Source organism: Butyricicoccus pullicaecorum DSM 23266 (assembly GCF_900167005.1).
In the GTDB taxonomy this organism is placed as follows: domain Bacteria; phylum Bacillota; class Clostridia; order Oscillospirales; family Butyricicoccaceae; genus Butyricicoccus; species Butyricicoccus pullicaecorum.
In genome coordinates this window covers 392,843-410,794 of sequence record NZ_FUXW01000003.1, presented here as the reverse complement: position 1 = coordinate 410,794, position 17,952 = coordinate 392,843, and the positions used below count along the sequence as shown (strand labels likewise).

Here is a 17,952-nt window from a genome sequence, read left to right as displayed (position 1 = left end):
GTGACATAGCGAGACTCCTTTTTTCAATCAATCAGTAAAAAATGGGATACAGCCAAGAACAGTATAGCAAAAAGAATGCGCGGGGTAAAAGGGGAAAAATTCGCACAAATGATGCAAAAACAACGGCGGATGCTGTTTTGTGAAACTCTAAGGATTCAAGCACAATATTATCGGAAATAAGACGATATTTTGCGAAATTTGTGCAATATACAAACTTTGTATCGGAAAACGACTCTGTGCAGGATGCCATCTATCTGCAAACATTTTGAGATTTTGGATAAAAGCCGAAAAACAGTGCACAAAGCGGGTCCGAAAGTTTGAGATACAGATTGGGCACAATTCCGAGGACAAAAATATACAATTTTTTGCGACATTGACAAGAATTTTCTGTGCGATATACTGAGAATCAACATCATGCCAGAACCAGCAGACGGCCGATTCCGGGGGACAACGCAGGACGGAAGACCGAATGCAGAGAAGGAGGAGACGGCACAAAAGCCATCGCAATTTGAAGGAGGAGATTGTATGAGCATCAAGCATAAGAGAGTCCTTGCGGGCGCGGTCGCCGCAGTGATGACCCTGTCTGCCGTTCCCATGGCCGGCGCTGCGCGTCTGAATGAGCTGCAGTACGCACCGGACAAGGGCATTACCGACACCATCAATTATGTCGATCAGCTGGACAGCTTAAAGCGCGTCCTGTTTATCGGCGCACATCCGGACGATGAGACCAACTCGCTGCTGGTTTACCTCAACCGTCAGGAAGGTGCGGACACTATTTACACGACCATCAACTGGGGCGAGGGCGGCGACAACTCGATCGGCAACGAGCTGTACGGCGCACTCGGTGTTCTGCGTTCGCAGGAACTGAACTCGGCGCGTATGTTCGATCTGGCCGAGCAGATGTACGGCGGCGCAGTCGATTTCGGCTACTCAGTTTCGCTCAAGGAGTCGCTGCTGGGTGACCCGGAAACTGGCGCAGACGGTATTTACAGCATCGATGTGCTGGGCTACAACCTGGCTAAGATCATCCGTACCACCCGTCCCCAGGTCATTTTCTCCAACCACAAGGCACCCAACACCGACCACGGTCAGCACCGTGCAGTGGGCTGGCTGATCGAGTATGCAATGGATCTGGCAGCCGACGAGAGCTACACGGTCTATGACGAGGACGGCAAGCCGCTGTCTGCATGGCAGGTACAGAAGTTCTTCTCGACCACGCCGAGCGACAGCGTTGTCGACAGCTATGAGGGTGAATTCACCGCTGTCGGCGCAAAGTCCAGCAAGGACCCGACCGTCTCCGACCTCGTCCTCGATCTCGGTACCTACGACTCGGTTCTGGGCATGAGCTATGACGAGTGGGGCATTCTGGGACGCAATATGCACAAGTGCCAGAAGATGATCGGCACCCCGGTTAAGGGCGAGTCCGACCGTGAATACATCCTCAAAAAGGCTGCACCTGGTGTGGACGTCACCAAGAATGATTTCAGCACCACGGTCTTTGGCGGACTGGATGTTGTCGATCTGCGCGACTGGAACCCGATCGGCACCGGTTCGATGAACAACCGTGCGGACATGGTCAAGGAGGCTGAGAGCGGCAAGAGCTATGCAAAGCCTGTGACCGGCGATGCCCTGGAAACTCTGGTCACCAATCTGGAGCAGTTCCAGGACGGCTTCAGCCAGAAGGACGTGACCGAGAATGCCAAGCTGCTGACCGATGCGCTCAAGGCACTCGATCAGATTGAGGCTAAGATTCCCGCCGATGATGCGGACAATCTGGAATATGCCCGCCGCATCCGCGACCATATCACCAAGGTTCTGCAGGAAATCTATGCGATTGACGTAGATATCAGCGTAGACGATACCGACGTACATCCGGGTCAGACCGTGACCGTCACCGCAACCGCGTGGGCACGCAATGACGCAGACGGCGAGGTCACCCTGCCCGGCTCGGCTTCGGAATTCCTGGTACTGCCCTCCGGCTGGCAGATCGTGAGCAGCCAGCCGGCTAAGAACGTTCAGTCCAACGGACGCAACGCTGGCAAGCAGTTTGTATGTCAGGTCAAGGTTCCCGAGAGCTATAAGACTTATACCGGCCCGTACAATGCACCGTACAATGAGCCGTACACCAACGACGCGTATCCGAACGGCGGCGTCAAGGAGGGTGCAACCCCGAATACGCCCAAGGCAGCTGGTGTAGAAGGCCATCAGGACCCGGCACAGATGACCGCTGCAATGGTAGAAAATCAGAACGCGTATGAAGATCTGGTCTTTGGCGTCACCACCAACCCGACCGATCCCTACTCGCATGCACCCATTCAGGCCGAGATGGATGTCAAGACCGGCGGCGTGACCTACACCATCGAGAACGAACCCGAAATGCGCGTCGTACCTAAGCTGTCGCTGCTGGTTGAGAACGAGTCGTCCATGCTCAAATATGTGGGCGAGGATATCCACAGCACGATTGAGGTCACCATCCGCAACAACCTCAAGGGCGCAACCGGTGATATTCAGGTAACCGCAGTTCCCGAAGATACCACCTCGGGCATTCAGGTTTCCACCAAGACGGTATCCATCGCAGCAGAGGATCAGACCATCACGGTGACCCTCGATGTGACCATCCCCAAGACCTATAAGGACAAGAGCACCGCACTGGTCGTCACCGCGACGCTGCCGAACGGCGAGTTCTTCTCCGAGGGCTATGAAGTCATCGATTACGACCATATCAATACGCAGAACTACTACAAGAAGGCTGTACAGAACGTGACGGTAGCCGAGTATCAGCTGCCTACCGACGACATCAAGATCGGTTTCCTCAAGGGCGGCAGCGACGACTTCGTCTATGATTACATCAAGGGCATGTACTCCTCTGCGGACAAGGCAGCAGCCAACCTCAAGGAGCTGAGCACCTCGGATATCGCAAAGTCGGGTGCAGAGCTTGCAAAGCAGTTCGATACCATCATCATCGGCAAGACCGCACTGGCCGACCAGAGCCCGGTCAGCAGCGCACTGCGCAGCTCGATGCAGAACCTGATCGATTACGCAAACGCGGGCGGTAATCTGGTACTGCATTATCAGAACTGGAAGCAGTCGGACGGCACCATGCCGCTGGCACCGGTACCCTTCACCCTGGGCAACTCCAACATCAACAAGGAAGACTGCGACGTTTATGTAAGCGACGCCGCGGCAGCAACCCCGTTCTACACCGGTATTAACAAGATCGACCTGCAGCGCGAGGGCGAACTGTCCAAGGCGTCCATCTGGGATGGCTGGACCCAGCAGCGCTGCGAGTGGACGCCGGGCACCGCAGCAGCCGGTCAGGTTGAGGCGATGGAAGCACTGGGCTACACCGTACTGTTTGAAGGTCAGGACCCCGAAGGTCAGATGAGACCGGCTATCCTGTACAAGGACATGGAGAACGGCGGACACTATACCTATAGTGCAGTTGTTTGGGATCGTCAGCTGCAGGCGCTCAATCCGGGCGCGTACAAGCTGTACGCAAACCTCATTTCCATGGGCACTGAGGGCACAGGCAACGTAACCATCAAATAAAAATCCCCCGAAAAGACGACAAGGTCATGCCAAACGGCATGACCTTGTTGCATTTGTGGAATGTTATCATGGTTCTTCCAGACCCCAGTAGGCGATTGCCTGATCGTAACAGGCTTTCATCTGTTCGTCGATGTATCGCTGGGTATCCAGTGCGCGTTCTGCGATATCTGCCGGGAATTTGGCGCGGATGTCTGGAGCGTACAGGCTGCCGTCACCCGGTTCCCAGTATTCGGTCAGTGTGCAGCTGCCATCCGACTGGACGTGGAAGGTCAGTGCGGTCGGGATGTGGCTGCCGCTCTGCTCGCGGAACCAATCGCCGTCGCGTACCAGTTCCAGATATAGTACCATGAGATACGCGGTGACCTTGAGCGATCCGTCGTCATTCTGGCGATAGGTTGTCAGCAACGGGATGTGACTTTCGGTGCATAGCAGATCTTCGGTCGAGTGGGCGTTGTAGTGGGTCAGAATCGCGTCAGATATGACGTCATCCGTCAGTGCTAGTGCAGATGTAGACGATTCGGATGGATCGGATGGAACAGGATCGGTCAGGAAGCAGACGGCCAAAATCGCGATGATGAAGATGGTCACGACTACAAGGAAGTGCGAGGGCTTTTTGCCTTGCAGCAGGGCACGGATGCGGGATTTGACCCCGATTTCCCCGAACGCCAGCGGGCAGAATGACCGTACGGCATGGGGCAGGCTGCATGCCAGCAACGCTTCGGCGTAGGTTTTGCGCTCAGCAGGGGAGAAGTCTCGGGTTGCGCGTGCGTCACAGGCAAGTTCCATGTCCCGACAGAACAGAATGTAGGCCACCCAGACGAGCGGGTGGAACCAGTAGAGCGCGAGCAGGACAAAACCGACGGCTTTCCAGATGGGATCGTGGCGCGCCAGGTGAGCATGCTCATGTGCGATGACGGAAGCTGCGGTCTGGGGATCGAGCGAGGACGGGAGATAAATGCGCGGATGCATCAGACCGAGCAGGAAAGGCGAGGCGATGTGATCACAGACCCACACGTTTTCCCCGACCGGGACAGCTTCGGTCAGACGGTGACGCAGACGCAGCAAGCTGATGAGGGCATAGAGCGCGAAGAGCGCAATGCCGATCACCCAGATGAGCACCGCAAGGGCAAGCCAAATTTGCAGTGGATTTGCGCTTGCGGACGGGTCAGGGGAGAACGAGGCCGAGAGCATCGGATTGACCGTTTGGTTGAGCGTGCTCAGACCGGTATCAATGGCGGGTGAGGCTGCATACATGATATCGGTGGGGATGGTCTGAGCAGATGGAATCAAGCTGAACGGCGTGGGCAGGGAGAAGGGCAGGGCAAGGCGTAGCCCGACCAGTCCCCACAGGATGCAGATGAGGTCTTTGGAGCGGAAGTTGCGCAGGCACCAGCGCAGACAGAGGACGGGAAGAATCATCCATCCGGCGGTGATGCTGCGGTTGACAAAGGACAAAAACAGCTCGGTCATGTCACTCACTCCTTTTCACAGGCATCGATCATGCGGCGAATCTCGGAGATTTCCTCCGGGGACAGGCGTTTGCGGGTGGTGAATGCGGCGAGAAATGCGGGGAGCGAGCCGTCGAAGCTCTGCTCGACGAACTGTTCGCTCTGCCGTGCGTAAAACTCTGTGCGCGAGAGCAGCGGCGTGACCACGCTATCCTGTGTCTGGAACAGCCCGCGCTCGCACAGGCGCTTGAGCACGGTGTAGGTCGTGGTGCGCTTCCAACTTAGCTCCTGCGCACACAGTTTGACCAGTTCACTCGTCGTGATGGGCGCGTGCAGCCAGATGAGGTCGGCAAAGCGCGACTCGACAGCGCCGAGTTTGAAGTCCTGCATACGGTCACCTTCCTTTCTGTCTATATCCTGTAGACAATTATAGTCTACACGTAGTAGACAGAAATGTCAACGGTCGGCAGGCATAAAAAAGAGAGGCACAGCGGACAAAATCCACTGTGCCTCCCGGTTAGGAAAGACGGTTTGGTCTCAAAATGGGCTTAATAGTTCTCTTCGTGTACTTCGAAGAAGCTCTGCGGATGGTCGCAGGTCGGGCAAACCTCAGGTGCCTCGGTGCCGACTACGATGTGACCGCAGTTGCGGCACTCCCATACCTTAACTTCGCTCTTCTTGAATACCTGAGCGGTCTCTACATTGCGCAGCAGGGCACGGTAACGCTCTTCGTGGTGCTTCTCAATGGCTGCAACCAGACGGAACTTGCGAGCCAGATCGTGGAAGCCTTCTTCCTCAGCGGTCTTGGCAAAGCCGTCGTACATGTCGGTCCACTCGTAGTTCTCACCCTCGGCAGCGTGCAGCAGGTTTTCTGCGGTGTCACCCAGGCCGTACAGCTCCTTGTACCACAGCTTTGCATGCTCCTTCTCGTTCTCAGCGGTCTTGAGGAAGAGGGCAGCGATCTGCTCGTAGCCTTCCTTTTTGGCAATCGAAGCGAAGTAGGTGTACTTGTTGCGTGCCTGGGACTCGCCGGCAAATGCAGCTTCCAGATTCTTCTCGGTCTGGGTGCCAGCGTACTTGGATGCGCTGGGCGCTTCCTCGATCGGCTCAAATGCCGAAGCCGGCTGCTTGCAGAGCGGGCAGGTGAAATCAGCGGGCAGAGACTCGCCCTCGTAGATGTAACCGCAAACTTTGCACTTCCACTTTTTCATAATATGTTCTCCTCTCACATGTAACGTGTTGCTTCTATCGGTGTAAATTGTGTGCAGCATCTTTTCGGCCATTTCGCTCAGCGGCTGACCGTAGAACTGCTCGTATACCAGTTTGATATCGGGGTTTTCGTGACTCTTGCGCACGGTCAGCGAAGCGTCGCGTGCGTACAGGCCGGAGATACGGCTCTGACGAATCTGGTCGGCATCCTTCAGCAGGTCTTTGGGCTGACCGCCGCCGCCGATGCAGCCGCCGGGGCAGGCCATGACCTCGATGAAGTGGTACTGCTTGCCGCCGTTTTTCACGCGCTCGATCAGCGTGCGGGCGTTGGCCGTACCGTAGACCACTGCGACGTTGAGTTCGTGCTCGCCAACGTGCAGGGTAGCTTCGCGGATGCCGTCGTAGCCGCGCACGGGCTGTAAGTCGTAGAGTGCCTCGGGTGCCGGGGTGCCGGTGAGGTACTCGTAGGCGGTACGCAGCGCAGCTTCCATGACGCCGCCGGTGTTGCCGAAGATCACGCCTGCACCGGACGCACGTCCCATGATATCATCATAGGATGCATCGGGCAGACTGTGAAAATCAATGCCGGCTTCCTTGGCCCAGCGCGCCAGCTCGCGGGTGGTGATGACCAAATCCATGTCCCGCATACCGGGAATGCCATGGTAATCGACCGATGCGCACATTTCCTCGCGCTCGATCTCGAACTTCTTGGCTGTGCACGGTGTCAGCGCGACGTTCACGATCTTGCGGGGATCGAGGTTTTTCTGTTTTGCGAAATAGGTTTTGATGGTCGGGCCCTGCATACCGATGGGGCTTTTTGCAGTGGACAGGTTGGGCAGCAGTTCGGGGTAATAGAGCTCTGCGAACTTGACCCAGCCCGGGCAGCAGCTGGTGAACTGGGGCAGGGGAGCGTTGCCGGACGTAACGCGCTCGATCAGCTCGCTGGCCTCCTCGACAATGGTCAGATCGGCAGCGAAGTTGGTGTCGAGTACATAGTCGACGCCCAGTGCCCGCAGCAGCGCGACCATTTTTCCTTCTACGAAGGTACCCGGTTCCAGACCGAAGGCCTCGCCCAGTGCCACACGCACCGAAGGCGAAGTGCTTACGATCACGATTTTGTCCGGGTCTGCGATGGCCTCCTGTACGGCGTGGTGCGCGTCGCGTTCTATGATGCTGTCGGGCGGACAGACATTGGCACACTGGCCGCAGTGAATACAGATGGCCTGGTCACCGGTTTCGGCCAGCGTGTAGGTGCCGTGGACGCCCATGCGCTCGGTGCACACTTGCTTGCACATGCCGCATCGGATGCATTTCTCCTCCACACGGAGAATGCTGGGGTTGTCCGGTTCGATGGGAACGCGGACGGATAAGGGCAGGTGTTTGGACATATTTTTCCTCTCTTCTCGGCTTATTTGCGGAAGTACGATACTGGAAAAACCCATACACGGAAAAGGGTTTTTCCGAACGGAACGATCGTACAGACCGCACACACAACGGAAAGTCAAGTGGTGTTAGGAATGATTTCTGATGTCATTATACAAGTGAAGGAAACAAAAGTCAAGAATAAATATCATTTACAAAAGAGAAAAAATCAGGCAGAAAATTTGGGCAATTTTACCATGCGGTTTTTTGGACACAAAAAAACCGCTCTTTCCGAAGAAAGAGCGGTCAAACTTTGGAGCTAGTAGTCGGACTCGAACCGACGACCTGCGCATTACGAATGCGCTGCTCTACCAACTGAGCCATACTAGCAGCTGTTTTGTGAAGTTGCACAAGGACGGTGGACTGTCCGGCACAACAATGATATTTTAGCACAAGGGAAAAGGTTCGTCAAGCAATATTGCGAAAAAAACCAAAAAAATTTCAAAGAATCGCTTGACAATTTAAGAAAGTCAGATATAATAAGGAAGTATCCTTGCTCACGACACGTATGATCGTGGGCCAAAGTCCAAAAGGAGGTGCAAAAACATGGCAAAGGTAACTGGCAAGTACGAGACTCTTTTCATTGTCAACCCCACCCTCGGTGAGGAGGAGATTTCTGCTCTGGTGCAGAAGTTCCAGTCTCTCGTAGAGGCGAACGGTACCGTAGACAAGGTTGAAGATTGGGGCAAGCGCCGTATGGCTTACGCAATCGACGACCTGCATGAGGGCTACTACACCCTGATTCAGTTTACGTCCGCTCCGTCTTTCCCGGCTGAGCTCGACCGTATCTACAAGATTACGGACGGCGTGATGCGTTCCATCATCGTAGCCCTGGACTAAGGCGGGTGAGAAATCGTGCTGAATAAAGCGATCCTCATGGGCCGCTTAGTGCGAGATCCTGAACTGCGCCATACTGCTTCCAACACCGCTGTTGCGTCTTTTACCCTCGCGATCGATCGCGACCGTAAGGGCCCGAACGGCGAGCGTCAGACCGATTTCATCGACTGTGTCGCATGGGGTCGTCAGGCCGAGTTTGTTAAGCAGTGGTTCACCAAGGGTATGCTCGCGATTGTAGTCGGCCGCATCCAGTCGCGGAACTGGGAAGACAGGAACGGAAATAAGCGTGTTTCCATCGAGATCAATGCTGATGAAATTTCGTTTGGTGAGACCAAGAAGTCTCGCGATACGAACGGCGGTTACGCCGGCGGCTATGACTCTGGCTCGCAGATCCGTCCCGAGGGATTCGATATGGGCTCTCAGATGGCTCCCGCGCCGAGCTTCGACCTTTCGGTCGGTGATTCGGATTTTGCGGAGCTGGATGATGATTCCGACGTTCCCTTTTGATTTTTGAAAAAAGGAGGTACCTGACAATGGAAGAGACCAAGAAGGAATTTACTCCCCGTCCGGAGCGCGCACAGCGCGGTGGACGTCGCCGCAGAAAGGTTTGCTCCTTCTGCGTAGATAAGGTAGAGGCCATCGACTATAAGGACGTAGCTAAGCTGCGCCGTTACATGTCTGAGCGCGGCAAGATCCTGCCCCGCCGTATGACTGGCACCTGTGCAAAGCATCAGCGTCAGCTGACCGAGGCGATCAAGCGTGCACGTCACGTAGCCCTGCTGCCCTACACTGCGGAGTAATTTTTACAAAGCAAGCTATAAAGCCTGTCCGAATGGACAGGCTTTTTTGCGTTGTGGGACTTTAAGATATGTAAGAGAAGTTGGGGAGAAAGAGAAAACCGTTCCTTTTATTAAGGAACGGTTTTTTGTGGGTTTTATTTGGTTGATTCCCAGGTCGGACACTGGGAATCAAGAGGGGATTCCGCGTCCTGCGGGACGCGGCTCAGGGCTCTGCCCTGAGAACCCGCAGCCTTTCGAGAAAGGCTGGCGAAAGCTTCAGCAGGGGTGCGGCGACCTTATGAAGCGAAATCGATACGCAGGGCAGCGCCGTGATCTGCGACAGCGTGGCGGACGAGGTCTACGAGGGTGTCCTCTTCCATCTGTTCGGGTGCGAGGGTGATGCCGAGAGCCGGACGACCAGCCAGATAGGTGCAGTCGAGCACGATATCTGCGGGGCATTCGTTCTCGATCAGACCGGAGAAGATGAGCTCACCGGGAACCGAGCCGTCGAAACCGGCGAAACGCAGGCGGAATGCACCGGTACGGGGCAGTGCGCACAGCATTTCAGCGGAGGGAACGTCGCCCAGTTCGGCGAACAGAGCGGTCTCATTGCCGCGCTTGAGGATGCGGGTCTCAGGAGAGAGTGCGCGCAGAGCGCCCAGGCTGTTAGCGGTATGGCTCTGTGCGAGCATGGCAATGTGCTTGCCAGCGAGCAGCTGGGTCATAATTTCAATCAAAACAAGACGCATATCCTGATGCTGCGTCTCAGGTGCAACCAGGAAGTATTGGTCGCGCTCGGCATGCTTGAGCATATTCCAGCCCTCGCCGAGCATGGCGGGAGAAAAATTATGGTTCATGGAATGTTCAGTCCTTTCACGAAGTAGGCCGATTCCCGAAAAATCGGGAGAGCCGGCGACCGGTTTTTTTATTTTGTTATGCTATTTTACGCTGATTCAGCAGAATAGGCAACATTTAACACGCAATTTTGTTAAATATGCGCATGAAATTTCTCTTGGTTGAGATTTTTGCACAAATATTTATAAGCAAACTGTTTAAAAATGCTTATACGGATTATTCTGATTTTGTGCATTTTAGTATCCTGCTTTGTGTATAGTGCTAAAAGTCGGGAATAAAAGTAGTGGAGATTCCCTAAATTTGGGTAAAAAAATCCGCCCTCCATGCAGGAAGGCGGAGTGGGAAAATTCATTTTGCCAGGCTTTCCTCGAGGAATGCACGGTGCGCCAGCGGGTTGCCGCTGAGGATGGAGCAGGGACGGTCGAGCGTAATGGGAGAGCCGTCGAGCTGGGTAATCCGTCCACCGGCCTCGGTCAGAATGATTGCACCGCCAGCGAAGTCCCAGGGCTGTAAAATGCATTCGAAACCGAGTTCAACACGTCCGCAGGCGATGTCGGTCAGGTCGAGTGCGGCCGAGCCGAAGCGCCGCAGATCCTGCATGCGCTCCATGAGTCGACCGGCAATGGTCATAGTGCGTTCGCGCAGAGAACGGTGATACGGCGAAGTGCCGATACAGAACACACCTTCGGACAGGGTGCGGTCGGAAACGTGGATGGGGGTTCCGTTGAGAAATGCGCCCTTGCCTAGTTCGGCGTAGAACATTTCATCGCGATAGGGGTTGTAAACAGCGCCGAGAATGAGCACGCCGTCGCGCGCCAGTGCGACCGAGACAGCCGAGTGCTTCATGCCGCGTACAAAGTTTGCCGTGCAGTCGATGGGATCGACGATGAAGGCCAGACCGTGCAGTGCATCGTCGTGTACCTTGTCCTCCTCACCGACGAAATGGGCGTCGGGGACGATGGACAGCAGTTTTTCACGTAAGAAGGATTGGACTTTGACATCGTAAGTGGTGACAAAGTTGCCGATGCCCTCTTTGGAGGATACCTGTACGTCGTGGGCGCTGAGAATGATCTGTCCGGCCTCACGGACGGCATCCAGAATGGGATGTAACATGGTATGCGCGTCCTTTCTTACTGAAAGCGATTGTTCTTGTGGTTATAGGTATAACCGAGGGGAGCCAGACGGCCGCACAGGTCACCGGCATCGATGCCGAGCGAGCTGCACAGATCGTCGAGATCGGCGTAGTCGTCGCGCAGTTTGGTGTTAATGTAGCTGAGCAGAATAATGGGGTCATTGGGTAACATGCGTAGATGATTCTTCCTTTCCGAGATCGGCTTCGGGTTCCTTTTGCTCGTCGAGGTGCAGAGCACGGCGTACAAAGTGAGGTAGCAGACTGCCGTGGGTGTCGTGCTTGTTCTGGTCGAGCTGGGGGACGTAGAGGAATTTGCGGATTGCAAAAAGCAGGGAAACCGAAACGATTGTGATGAGATTTTCGACGGGGCTTGTGTGGGTGACCACCATTTGGCGTGCGACAGCCAGCATCAGCACTTCGATGACCGTGTTGATGTTGTAGCTGAAGATCATCTTGACGAACTCGACGCCGATGATGATGGTCATGGCAGTGGTGAGGTAGGCCTGGAGGGATTCGGGCGATGAGACGATGGTCGGGATGTGGATGTCAGCGATGAGGCCGAAAGTTGCGGCCGCAACTGCAACCAGAATACAGATGCCCACGATCACTTCAAGCCCGCCGACCAGGCGGTAGAGCTTGGAATGCAGGTTAGATTTCAAGACAGTCCTCCTACGTGTGGTATAATTTTCGTCGTACAGTTTTATTATACAGGTCAGGGGAGAGATTGTACAGAGGGCGAGCGGTGTATTTTTGGCGGGACAGCGAGAATTTACGGGAATTGACAGAGTTTTGCGGTGTTTTCCGTCGAAAATGTGCATTGCATTCAAGCGGCGGGAATGGTACAATTTAATATATATGATGAGAATAGGCCGTGCGCGTGGTTTTGACAGAGAAAAGACGCGAACGGCGGTTTTTTTGCAGTCAGACAGCCCGCTCAGCCGTTTGTATTGCAACAATCCCGAAAGGAGCAGATATGTTCACGACGCAAAATTATGTGGTCGCGTCCAGCCTGGACGAGGCATATGAACTCAACCAAAAACCCAAGAGCACTGTGCTCGGCGGCTGCGGCTGGCTCAAGATGGGTCGCCGTATGATGTCTACCGCGATTGATCTTTCTAAACTGGGTCTCGATCAGATCACCGAACAGGACGAATACTTTGCGCTGGGTGCCATGGTCACGCTGCGCCAGATTGAAACCCATCCCGGTCTCGCCGCTTACTTTGGCGATTGTATTGCCGAATGTGTCCGTCACATCGTTGGCGTGCAGTTCCGTAACTGCGCCACCATCGGCGGCAGCATCTGGGGACGCTTTGGTTTCTCCGATCCGCTCACCCTGTTCCTCTCGCTCGGCGCGGAGGTTGTACTGCATAAGGCAGGTGTGGTTGCCCTTGCAGACTTTGTGAACATGCCTTACGACCGTGACATTCTGGTCGAAGTCCGCCTGCCCAAGCGCGGACAGAAGGCGGCTTATGTGACCCATCGCGCATCTGCCACCGATTTCCCGGTGCTGGCTGTTGCGGTCTGCCGTACCGCAGACCAGACCGTATGCGCAGTCGGTGCACGTCCGCAGCGTGCAGCCCTGGTGGTACGCGAGGACGGCGAAGCGGTGCAGGCCTTTGCCGACCGCTGCGCAGACACCCTGACCTTTTCCAGCAATCTGCGCGGCTCTGCCGAGTACCGCGCACATCTGTGCCGTGTTCTGGTGCGCCGCGCGGCGCTTGCCATCGAGGAGGATTAACGCATGAAGATTTCGTATACACTCAACGGACAAAAGGTGACCGATGAGGTCAATCCGGCGCAGCCGCTGACCGAATACCTCAGAAGCCGCGGCTGCTACTCGGTCAAGCGCGGCTGTGAGACCGCAAACTGCGGCCTGTGCACCGTGCTGGTCGATGGCCGTCCGGTGCTGTCCTGCTCGACGCTGACCGCTCGCATCGACGGCAAGGTGGTCGAGACCATGGAAGGCCTGCAGAGCGAGGCCGCCGAGATCGGCACCTATCTGGCCGACGAGGGCGCGGAGCAGTGCGGTTTCTGCAGCCCTGGCCTGATTATGAACATCATCGGCATGACCCGTGAACTCAAGAACCCCACCGAGGACGACATCCGTAATTATCTTGCGGGCAACCTGTGCCGCTGCACCGGTTACGTCAGCCAGCTGCGTGCCATCCGCAAGTACCTGGCGGAAAAGGAGGAAGCATGAACCAGAAGTATGTAGGAACGGGCGTACGCAAGTCGGATGCCCGTGCGCTGACCACCGGTCAGCCGGTCTATACCGACGATATCGCGCCCCAGAACGCGCTGATCGTCAAAGTTCTGCGTTCTCCTCATGCGCATGCGCTGATCGAGGACATCAACGTGGACATCGCCAAGAAGGTACCGGGCATCGCCTGCGTGCTGACTTATAAGGATGTTCCCCAGAACCGTTTCACCATGGCTGGTCAGACTTTCCCGGAACCCTCTCCGTATGACCGCCTGATTCTTGACCGCCGCGTGCGCTTTGTCGGTGACGCGGTTGCGATTGTCGCAGGTGAGACTGATGAGGCAGTCGATCGTGCGCTGCGCATGATTAAGGTCAAGTACGAGGTGCTCGAGCCGGTTCTGGACTTCCATAAGGCGAAGGACAACCCGGTTCTGATTCATCCCGAGGAAAACTGGGTCGCAAACTGCCCGGTCGGTGCGGATAACAAGCGCAACCTGTGCGCTTCCGGTCAGGAAGGCCACGGCGATATCGAAGCCGTGCTGGCAAGCTGTGATGTTGTGCTCGAGCGCACCTATCACACCAAGGCAAACCAGCAGACCCCGATGGAGACCTTCCGTACCTTCACCCAGCTGGACGCATACGGTCGCCTGAACATCATTTCTTCTACTCAGGTACCCTTCCACGTCCGTCGTATCCTGTCCATCGCACTCGGTATCCCGAAGTCCAAGGTACGCGTGATGAAACCCCGCATCGGCGGTGGTTTCGGTGCCAAGCAGACGGTCGTTACCGAGGTTTATCCGGCAATTGTAACCATCAAGACCGGCCGCCCGGCAAAGATCATCTACACCCGTGAGGAGTCCATGATCGCATCCAGCCCGCGTCACGAGATGGAAGTCACCGTGCGCATCGGTGCCATGAAGGACGGCACCATCCGTGGTATCGATCTGTACACTCTGTCCAACACCGGTGCATTCGGTGAGCACGGTCCCACGACCGTCGGTCTGTCCGGTCATAAGCCCATCCCGCTGTACTCGGGCACGCAGGAAGCTTTCCGCTTCCGCTACGACGTTGTATATACCAACGTCATGTCCGCTGGTGCATACCGTGGCTATGGCGCGACCCAGGGTATCTTTGCAGTTGAGTCTATCGTCAACGAGCTGGCGGATGAGATCGGTCGTGACCCCATCGATCTGCGCATGCAGAATATGGTACGCGAGGGCATGGTCATGCCGGCATACTACGGCGAAAAGACCAACGCCTGCGCACTGGATCGCTGCGTACAGCGCGTGCGTGAGATGATCGGCTGGGATGAAAAGATCAAGCCCCGCGTGATGCCGAATGGCCGCATCCGTGCGGTTGGTATGGCAATGGCAATGCAGGGCTCGGCGATCTCCAATGTAGACGTCGGCGCGGTCATCATCCGTCTGTCCGATGACGGCACCTATAATATGCTGCTCGGCTGTACCGATATGGGTACCGGCTGTGACACCATTCTGGTGCAGATGGCAGCTGACTGCCTGGAGTGCCGCATGGAGGATATCGCAGTTTACGCATCCGATACTGACACCGCACCGTATGATTCCGGTTCTTACGCATCCGCGACGACTTATGTCACCGGTATGGCTTGCGTGCGTGCTTGTGAGGAGCTGCGCGGCAAGATCATCCGTCAGGGTGCGAAGATGCTCAACCTGTCTGAGGAAGAGGTTGCATTTGACGGCAAGCGCGTCTTCTCGCTCGAGGACGAGACCCGCTCGGCCGATCTGGCTTCGATTGCATACAGCGGTCAGTGCGGATGCAGTGACGTGCTCTCTGCAACCGTCAGCCATTCCTCGCCGGTATCGCCCCCGCCGTTTATGGCAGGCGCAGCCGAGGTCGAGGTCGATCCTGAGACCGGTCATGTAGAGCTGATCGACTATGTCGCAGCAGTTGACTGTGGTACGCCGATTAACCCCAATCTGGCACGCGTTCAGACCGAGGGCGGTCTGGTACAGGGCATCGGTATGGCGCTGTACGAGGATATCGTATACGCTGCCGATGGTACCAACCTGTCCAACTCGTTCATGCAGTATAAGATCCCCAGCCGTCTGGATATCGGCACGGTACGTGTCGAGTTCGAGAGCAGCTACGAGCCGACCGGCCCGTTTGGTGCAAAGTCCATCGGTGAGGTCGTTATTAACACCCCGTCGCCCGCGATTGCAGACGCTGTCGCGCGCGCAACCGGTGTACGTGTCCGTACTCTGCCCATCACGGCGGAAAAGATCGTGCGCAGCATGATGGACAAGCAGTAAACAATAAAGTTTCGATCAAACCTTTTCAAAGGTTTGCGGGTTCGTAGGGCAGCGCCCTGCGTCGCCGTCCGCAGACGGCGAAATCCCCCTTGATTCCCGGTGTCCAGCCCGGGAATCAATTCAACCAAATACACCAAAACCGTTCCCCTTGGGGAACGGTTTTTCTTTCGCAAAAAAAGACCGTGCCGATCGTGTCGGCACAGCCTTTCCTGTACAGTTCATATCTCAATAACAAATAATAATACCCTGCTCCTCGGCATAGTAGCTCGTAATACCATGCGTCGGCAGAATGGTGATCTGCGCACCCGGCGCTTCGGCCAGAATCAGATTTTGCAGCGTCAGGGCAAGCTTGGGATTGCGGCAATGGGTAATGTAAACATGACGCTCATTCAAATCACAGCTGCGCTTCATATCATCGAGCAGCGTCATCAGCGTGCTGCGCTCACCACGACACTTGTGCACAACCTTGATGCGTCCCTGGTCTGCCGTGCCAATGATGCGCATGCCCAGCTTCTTGACCAGTGTGCCCATCAGCTTGGGCATTCTGCCGCCCTTGACCAGATTGTCGAACGAACACAGGGTGAAGTAAATATGCAGACTCTGGTTGTAGTCCTCGACCTGATGAATGATCTGCTCGAAGGGCAGACCCTGCGCGATGAGCTCGTTTACCTTGTGCGCGAGCAGGATCATCTGTCCGGAAGTCGCACGAGAGTTAATGATTGCAATTTTCTTGTCCGGGAATTCGTCCATCACCAGATCACGCGCAATGACTGCGGCGCGATAGGAACCGCTCAGCTCGGAAGAGATGGTGATTGCAAAGGTGCAGTCGGCCTCACGGAATACACTTGCCCAAGCCTCGGGAGACGGGCAGGAGGTAGAGACTGCGGCGCCGGATGCCTGTAAGGCATCGAGCGCGGCGTGCACGTCGAGCGCAGCGTCGTCCACATAGGACAGATCGCCGGCGTGCAGCGTGAGCGGAACAATGGAGAGAGATACGCCGGGGGCACAGTGCATGCCGCCGTGCAGATCACCAGAGCTATCAACAGCGATTTTGAAGTTCATAGATGTCACATCCTAAAATAACCGATATCATCGATCCGCACGCGGCGGATGGGCAATCTCTTTTTGATGTAGTGTTAAAAACTACATTTGTTGTGAACAGTATAGCAATTCTGCGGGGAAATGTCAATGGAAAGCCGGGGGAATCTGTCAGGAATTCTTGCCAAAATGGAAAAAATAAGACATAATATAAGACAGCGCTGTCAAGGCAGCCGAGAATATCAATTTGGGGAGAGAGACATGAAACAATCTATTCGTATGCGTGCAAATGCAGTGCTCCTGCTGACCGCGATCATCTGGGGCGTGGCATTTGTAGCGCAGTCGGTGGGCATGGACTATGTCGGGCCGTTTACGTTCAGCAGTGTGCGTAACCTGATCGGCGGCGTGGTGCTTTTGCCCTGTATCGCGCTGCTCGATCGTCTGGACAACCGCAGCCAGACCAAGGAGTCTGCGCCTAAGAACAAGGCATGGCCGATTTTGGGCGGCGTGTGCTGCGGCGTATCGCTGGCGGTGTCCGAGGTCTTGCAGCAGTTTGGCATTGCGCGTACCTCGGTCGGCAAAGCCGGATTTTTGACCGCGATGTACATCCTGATCGTTCCGCTGCTCGGCCTTCTGGTCGGTAAGCGCGTGAGCGCAAAGGTATGGGGCGCAGTCGCCCTGGCACTGTGCGGCATGTACCTGCTGTGCATGACCGAATCGTCGGGCATTGCACTGGGTGACCTGCTTGTGCTCGCGGCAGCGGTTGGATTTTCCACCCATATCCTCATCATCGACTATTTTTCGCCCGGTGTGGACTGTGTGCGCATGTCGTGCATCCAGTTTTTCACGGCTGGAGCACTGTGCCTGATTCCGATGCTCTTCATTGAGCAGCCGACCTTTGATGCACTGCTCGGTGCTTGGGCGCCCATCCTGTACGCAGGCGTGCTCAGCAGCGCGGTTGCTTACACCTTGCAGGTCATCGGCCAGAAATACACCGAGCCGACCGTCGCTTCGCTCATCCTGTCGCTCGAGTCGGTGGTTGCGGCACTGGCTGGCTGGGTACTGCTCGGTGAGCGTTTGTCGGTGCGTGAGCTGACCGGTTGTGTGCTGGCATTTGCCGCCATTATCTTGGCCCAGCTGCCCGATCGACGTGTATTTGCATCCCGCGCAAAAGATTAACCACCCGGGAACGTCG

At 55.8% G+C, this 17,952-nt stretch carries 16 protein-coding genes and 1 tRNA gene; 8 read left to right on the top strand and 9 right to left on the bottom strand.

The genetic code is table 11. The annotated features are described in order from the left end of the window. Positions 1-525: 525 nt before the first annotated feature. Positions 526-3,549: a PIG-L family deacetylase gene (locus tag B5D52_RS08925; protein WP_016148398.1), complete on the top strand. Its 3,024-nt coding sequence runs from the start codon at positions 526-528 to the stop codon at positions 3,547-3,549. Positions 3,550-3,615: 66 nt separating this feature from the next. Here B5D52_RS08925 and B5D52_RS08920 read toward each other — a convergent pair whose 3' ends face one another. The 4 genes from B5D52_RS08920 to B5D52_RS08905 all read right to left on the bottom strand — a co-directional run bounded on the left by B5D52_RS08920 (position 3,616) and on the right by B5D52_RS08905 (position 7,958). Then, entirely contained in the window at positions 3,616-5,019 is a 1,404-nt protein-coding gene (locus B5D52_RS08920; RefSeq protein WP_016148397.1) for a M56 family metallopeptidase, read from the bottom strand. Between the two features lie 5 nt (positions 5,020-5,024). After that, entirely contained in the window at positions 5,025-5,387 is a 363-nt protein-coding gene (locus tag B5D52_RS08915) for a BlaI/MecI/CopY family transcriptional regulator (protein ID WP_016148396.1), read from the bottom strand. A 158-nt stretch (positions 5,388-5,545) separates the two neighbouring features. Further along, the gene (gene rbr / locus B5D52_RS08910; RefSeq protein ID WP_016148395.1) at positions 5,546-7,594 is read right to left on the bottom strand and encodes a rubrerythrin; all 2,049 of its coding nucleotides are present in this window, start codon (positions 7,592-7,594) and stop codon (positions 5,546-5,548) included. Positions 7,595-7,882: 288 nt separating this feature from the next. Beyond that, a tRNA-Thr gene (locus tag B5D52_RS08905) sits at positions 7,883-7,958 on the bottom strand. A 216-nt stretch (positions 7,959-8,174) separates the two neighbouring features. Between B5D52_RS08905 and rpsF the strand changes: the two genes are divergently transcribed. The 3 genes from rpsF to rpsR are packed head-to-tail and all read left to right on the top strand — an operon-like array spanning position 8,175 to position 9,265. Next, positions 8,175-8,468, top strand: a complete 294-nt coding sequence (gene rpsF, locus B5D52_RS08900; RefSeq protein WP_016148394.1) for a 30S ribosomal protein S6 — start codon at positions 8,175-8,177, stop codon at positions 8,466-8,468. A gap of 15 nt (positions 8,469-8,483) precedes the next feature. Further along, entirely contained in the window at positions 8,484-8,972 is a 489-nt protein-coding gene (locus B5D52_RS08895; protein ID WP_016148393.1) for a single-stranded DNA-binding protein, read from the top strand. A gap of 26 nt (positions 8,973-8,998) precedes the next feature. Further along, entirely contained in the window at positions 8,999-9,265 is a 267-nt protein-coding gene (rpsR, locus tag B5D52_RS08890) for a 30S ribosomal protein S18 (RefSeq protein WP_016148392.1), read from the top strand. Between the two features lie 275 nt (positions 9,266-9,540). Here rpsR and B5D52_RS08885 read toward each other — a convergent pair whose 3' ends face one another. The 4 genes from B5D52_RS08885 to B5D52_RS08865 all read right to left on the bottom strand — a co-directional run bounded on the left by B5D52_RS08885 (position 9,541) and on the right by B5D52_RS08865 (position 11,890). Next, positions 9,541-10,101, bottom strand: a complete 561-nt coding sequence (locus B5D52_RS08885; protein WP_016148391.1) for a hypothetical protein — start codon at positions 10,099-10,101, stop codon at positions 9,541-9,543. A 346-nt stretch (positions 10,102-10,447) separates the two neighbouring features. Next, positions 10,448-11,212, bottom strand: coding sequence for an inositol monophosphatase family protein (locus B5D52_RS08875; RefSeq protein WP_016148389.1), 765 nt, complete (start codon positions 11,210-11,212; stop codon positions 10,448-10,450). 17 nt (positions 11,213-11,229) lie between these two features. Then, complete coding sequence (locus B5D52_RS08870; protein ID WP_016148388.1) at positions 11,230-11,403, bottom strand: DUF4250 domain-containing protein; 174 nt, start codon at positions 11,401-11,403, stop codon at positions 11,230-11,232. Next, positions 11,390-11,890, bottom strand: coding sequence for a phosphate-starvation-inducible PsiE family protein (locus B5D52_RS08865; RefSeq protein WP_016148387.1), 501 nt, complete (start codon positions 11,888-11,890; stop codon positions 11,390-11,392). Before B5D52_RS08865 ends, B5D52_RS08870 begins: the two co-directional genes overlap by 14 nt. 314 nt (positions 11,891-12,204) lie before the next feature. Here B5D52_RS08865 and B5D52_RS08860 point away from each other — a divergent pair, with 314 nt between their 5' ends. Genes B5D52_RS08860 through B5D52_RS08850 form a run of 3 tightly spaced genes read left to right on the top strand, consistent with a single transcriptional unit; the run spans position 12,205 to position 15,719 of the window. Further along, positions 12,205-12,969, top strand: coding sequence for an FAD binding domain-containing protein (locus tag B5D52_RS08860; RefSeq protein WP_016148386.1), 765 nt, complete (start codon positions 12,205-12,207; stop codon positions 12,967-12,969). Between the two features lie 3 nt (positions 12,970-12,972). Further along, the gene (locus B5D52_RS08855; RefSeq protein WP_016148385.1) at positions 12,973-13,431 is read left to right on the top strand and encodes a (2Fe-2S)-binding protein; all 459 of its coding nucleotides are present in this window, start codon (positions 12,973-12,975) and stop codon (positions 13,429-13,431) included. Then, positions 13,428-15,719: a xanthine dehydrogenase family protein molybdopterin-binding subunit gene (locus B5D52_RS08850; RefSeq protein WP_016148384.1), complete on the top strand. Its 2,292-nt coding sequence runs from the start codon at positions 13,428-13,430 to the stop codon at positions 15,717-15,719. The genes B5D52_RS08855 and B5D52_RS08850 overlap by 4 nt, the downstream gene beginning before the upstream one ends. A gap of 225 nt (positions 15,720-15,944) precedes the next feature. Here B5D52_RS08850 and B5D52_RS08845 read toward each other — a convergent pair whose 3' ends face one another. After that, positions 15,945-16,781: a DegV family protein gene (locus tag B5D52_RS08845; RefSeq protein ID WP_016148383.1), complete on the bottom strand. Its 837-nt coding sequence runs from the start codon at positions 16,779-16,781 to the stop codon at positions 15,945-15,947. 237 nt (positions 16,782-17,018) lie between these two features. Between B5D52_RS08845 and B5D52_RS08840 the strand changes: the two genes are divergently transcribed. Beyond that, positions 17,019-17,936, top strand: a complete 918-nt coding sequence (locus B5D52_RS08840; protein ID WP_016148382.1) for a DMT family transporter — start codon at positions 17,019-17,021, stop codon at positions 17,934-17,936. The last annotated feature ends 16 nt before the right edge of the window (positions 17,937-17,952 follow it).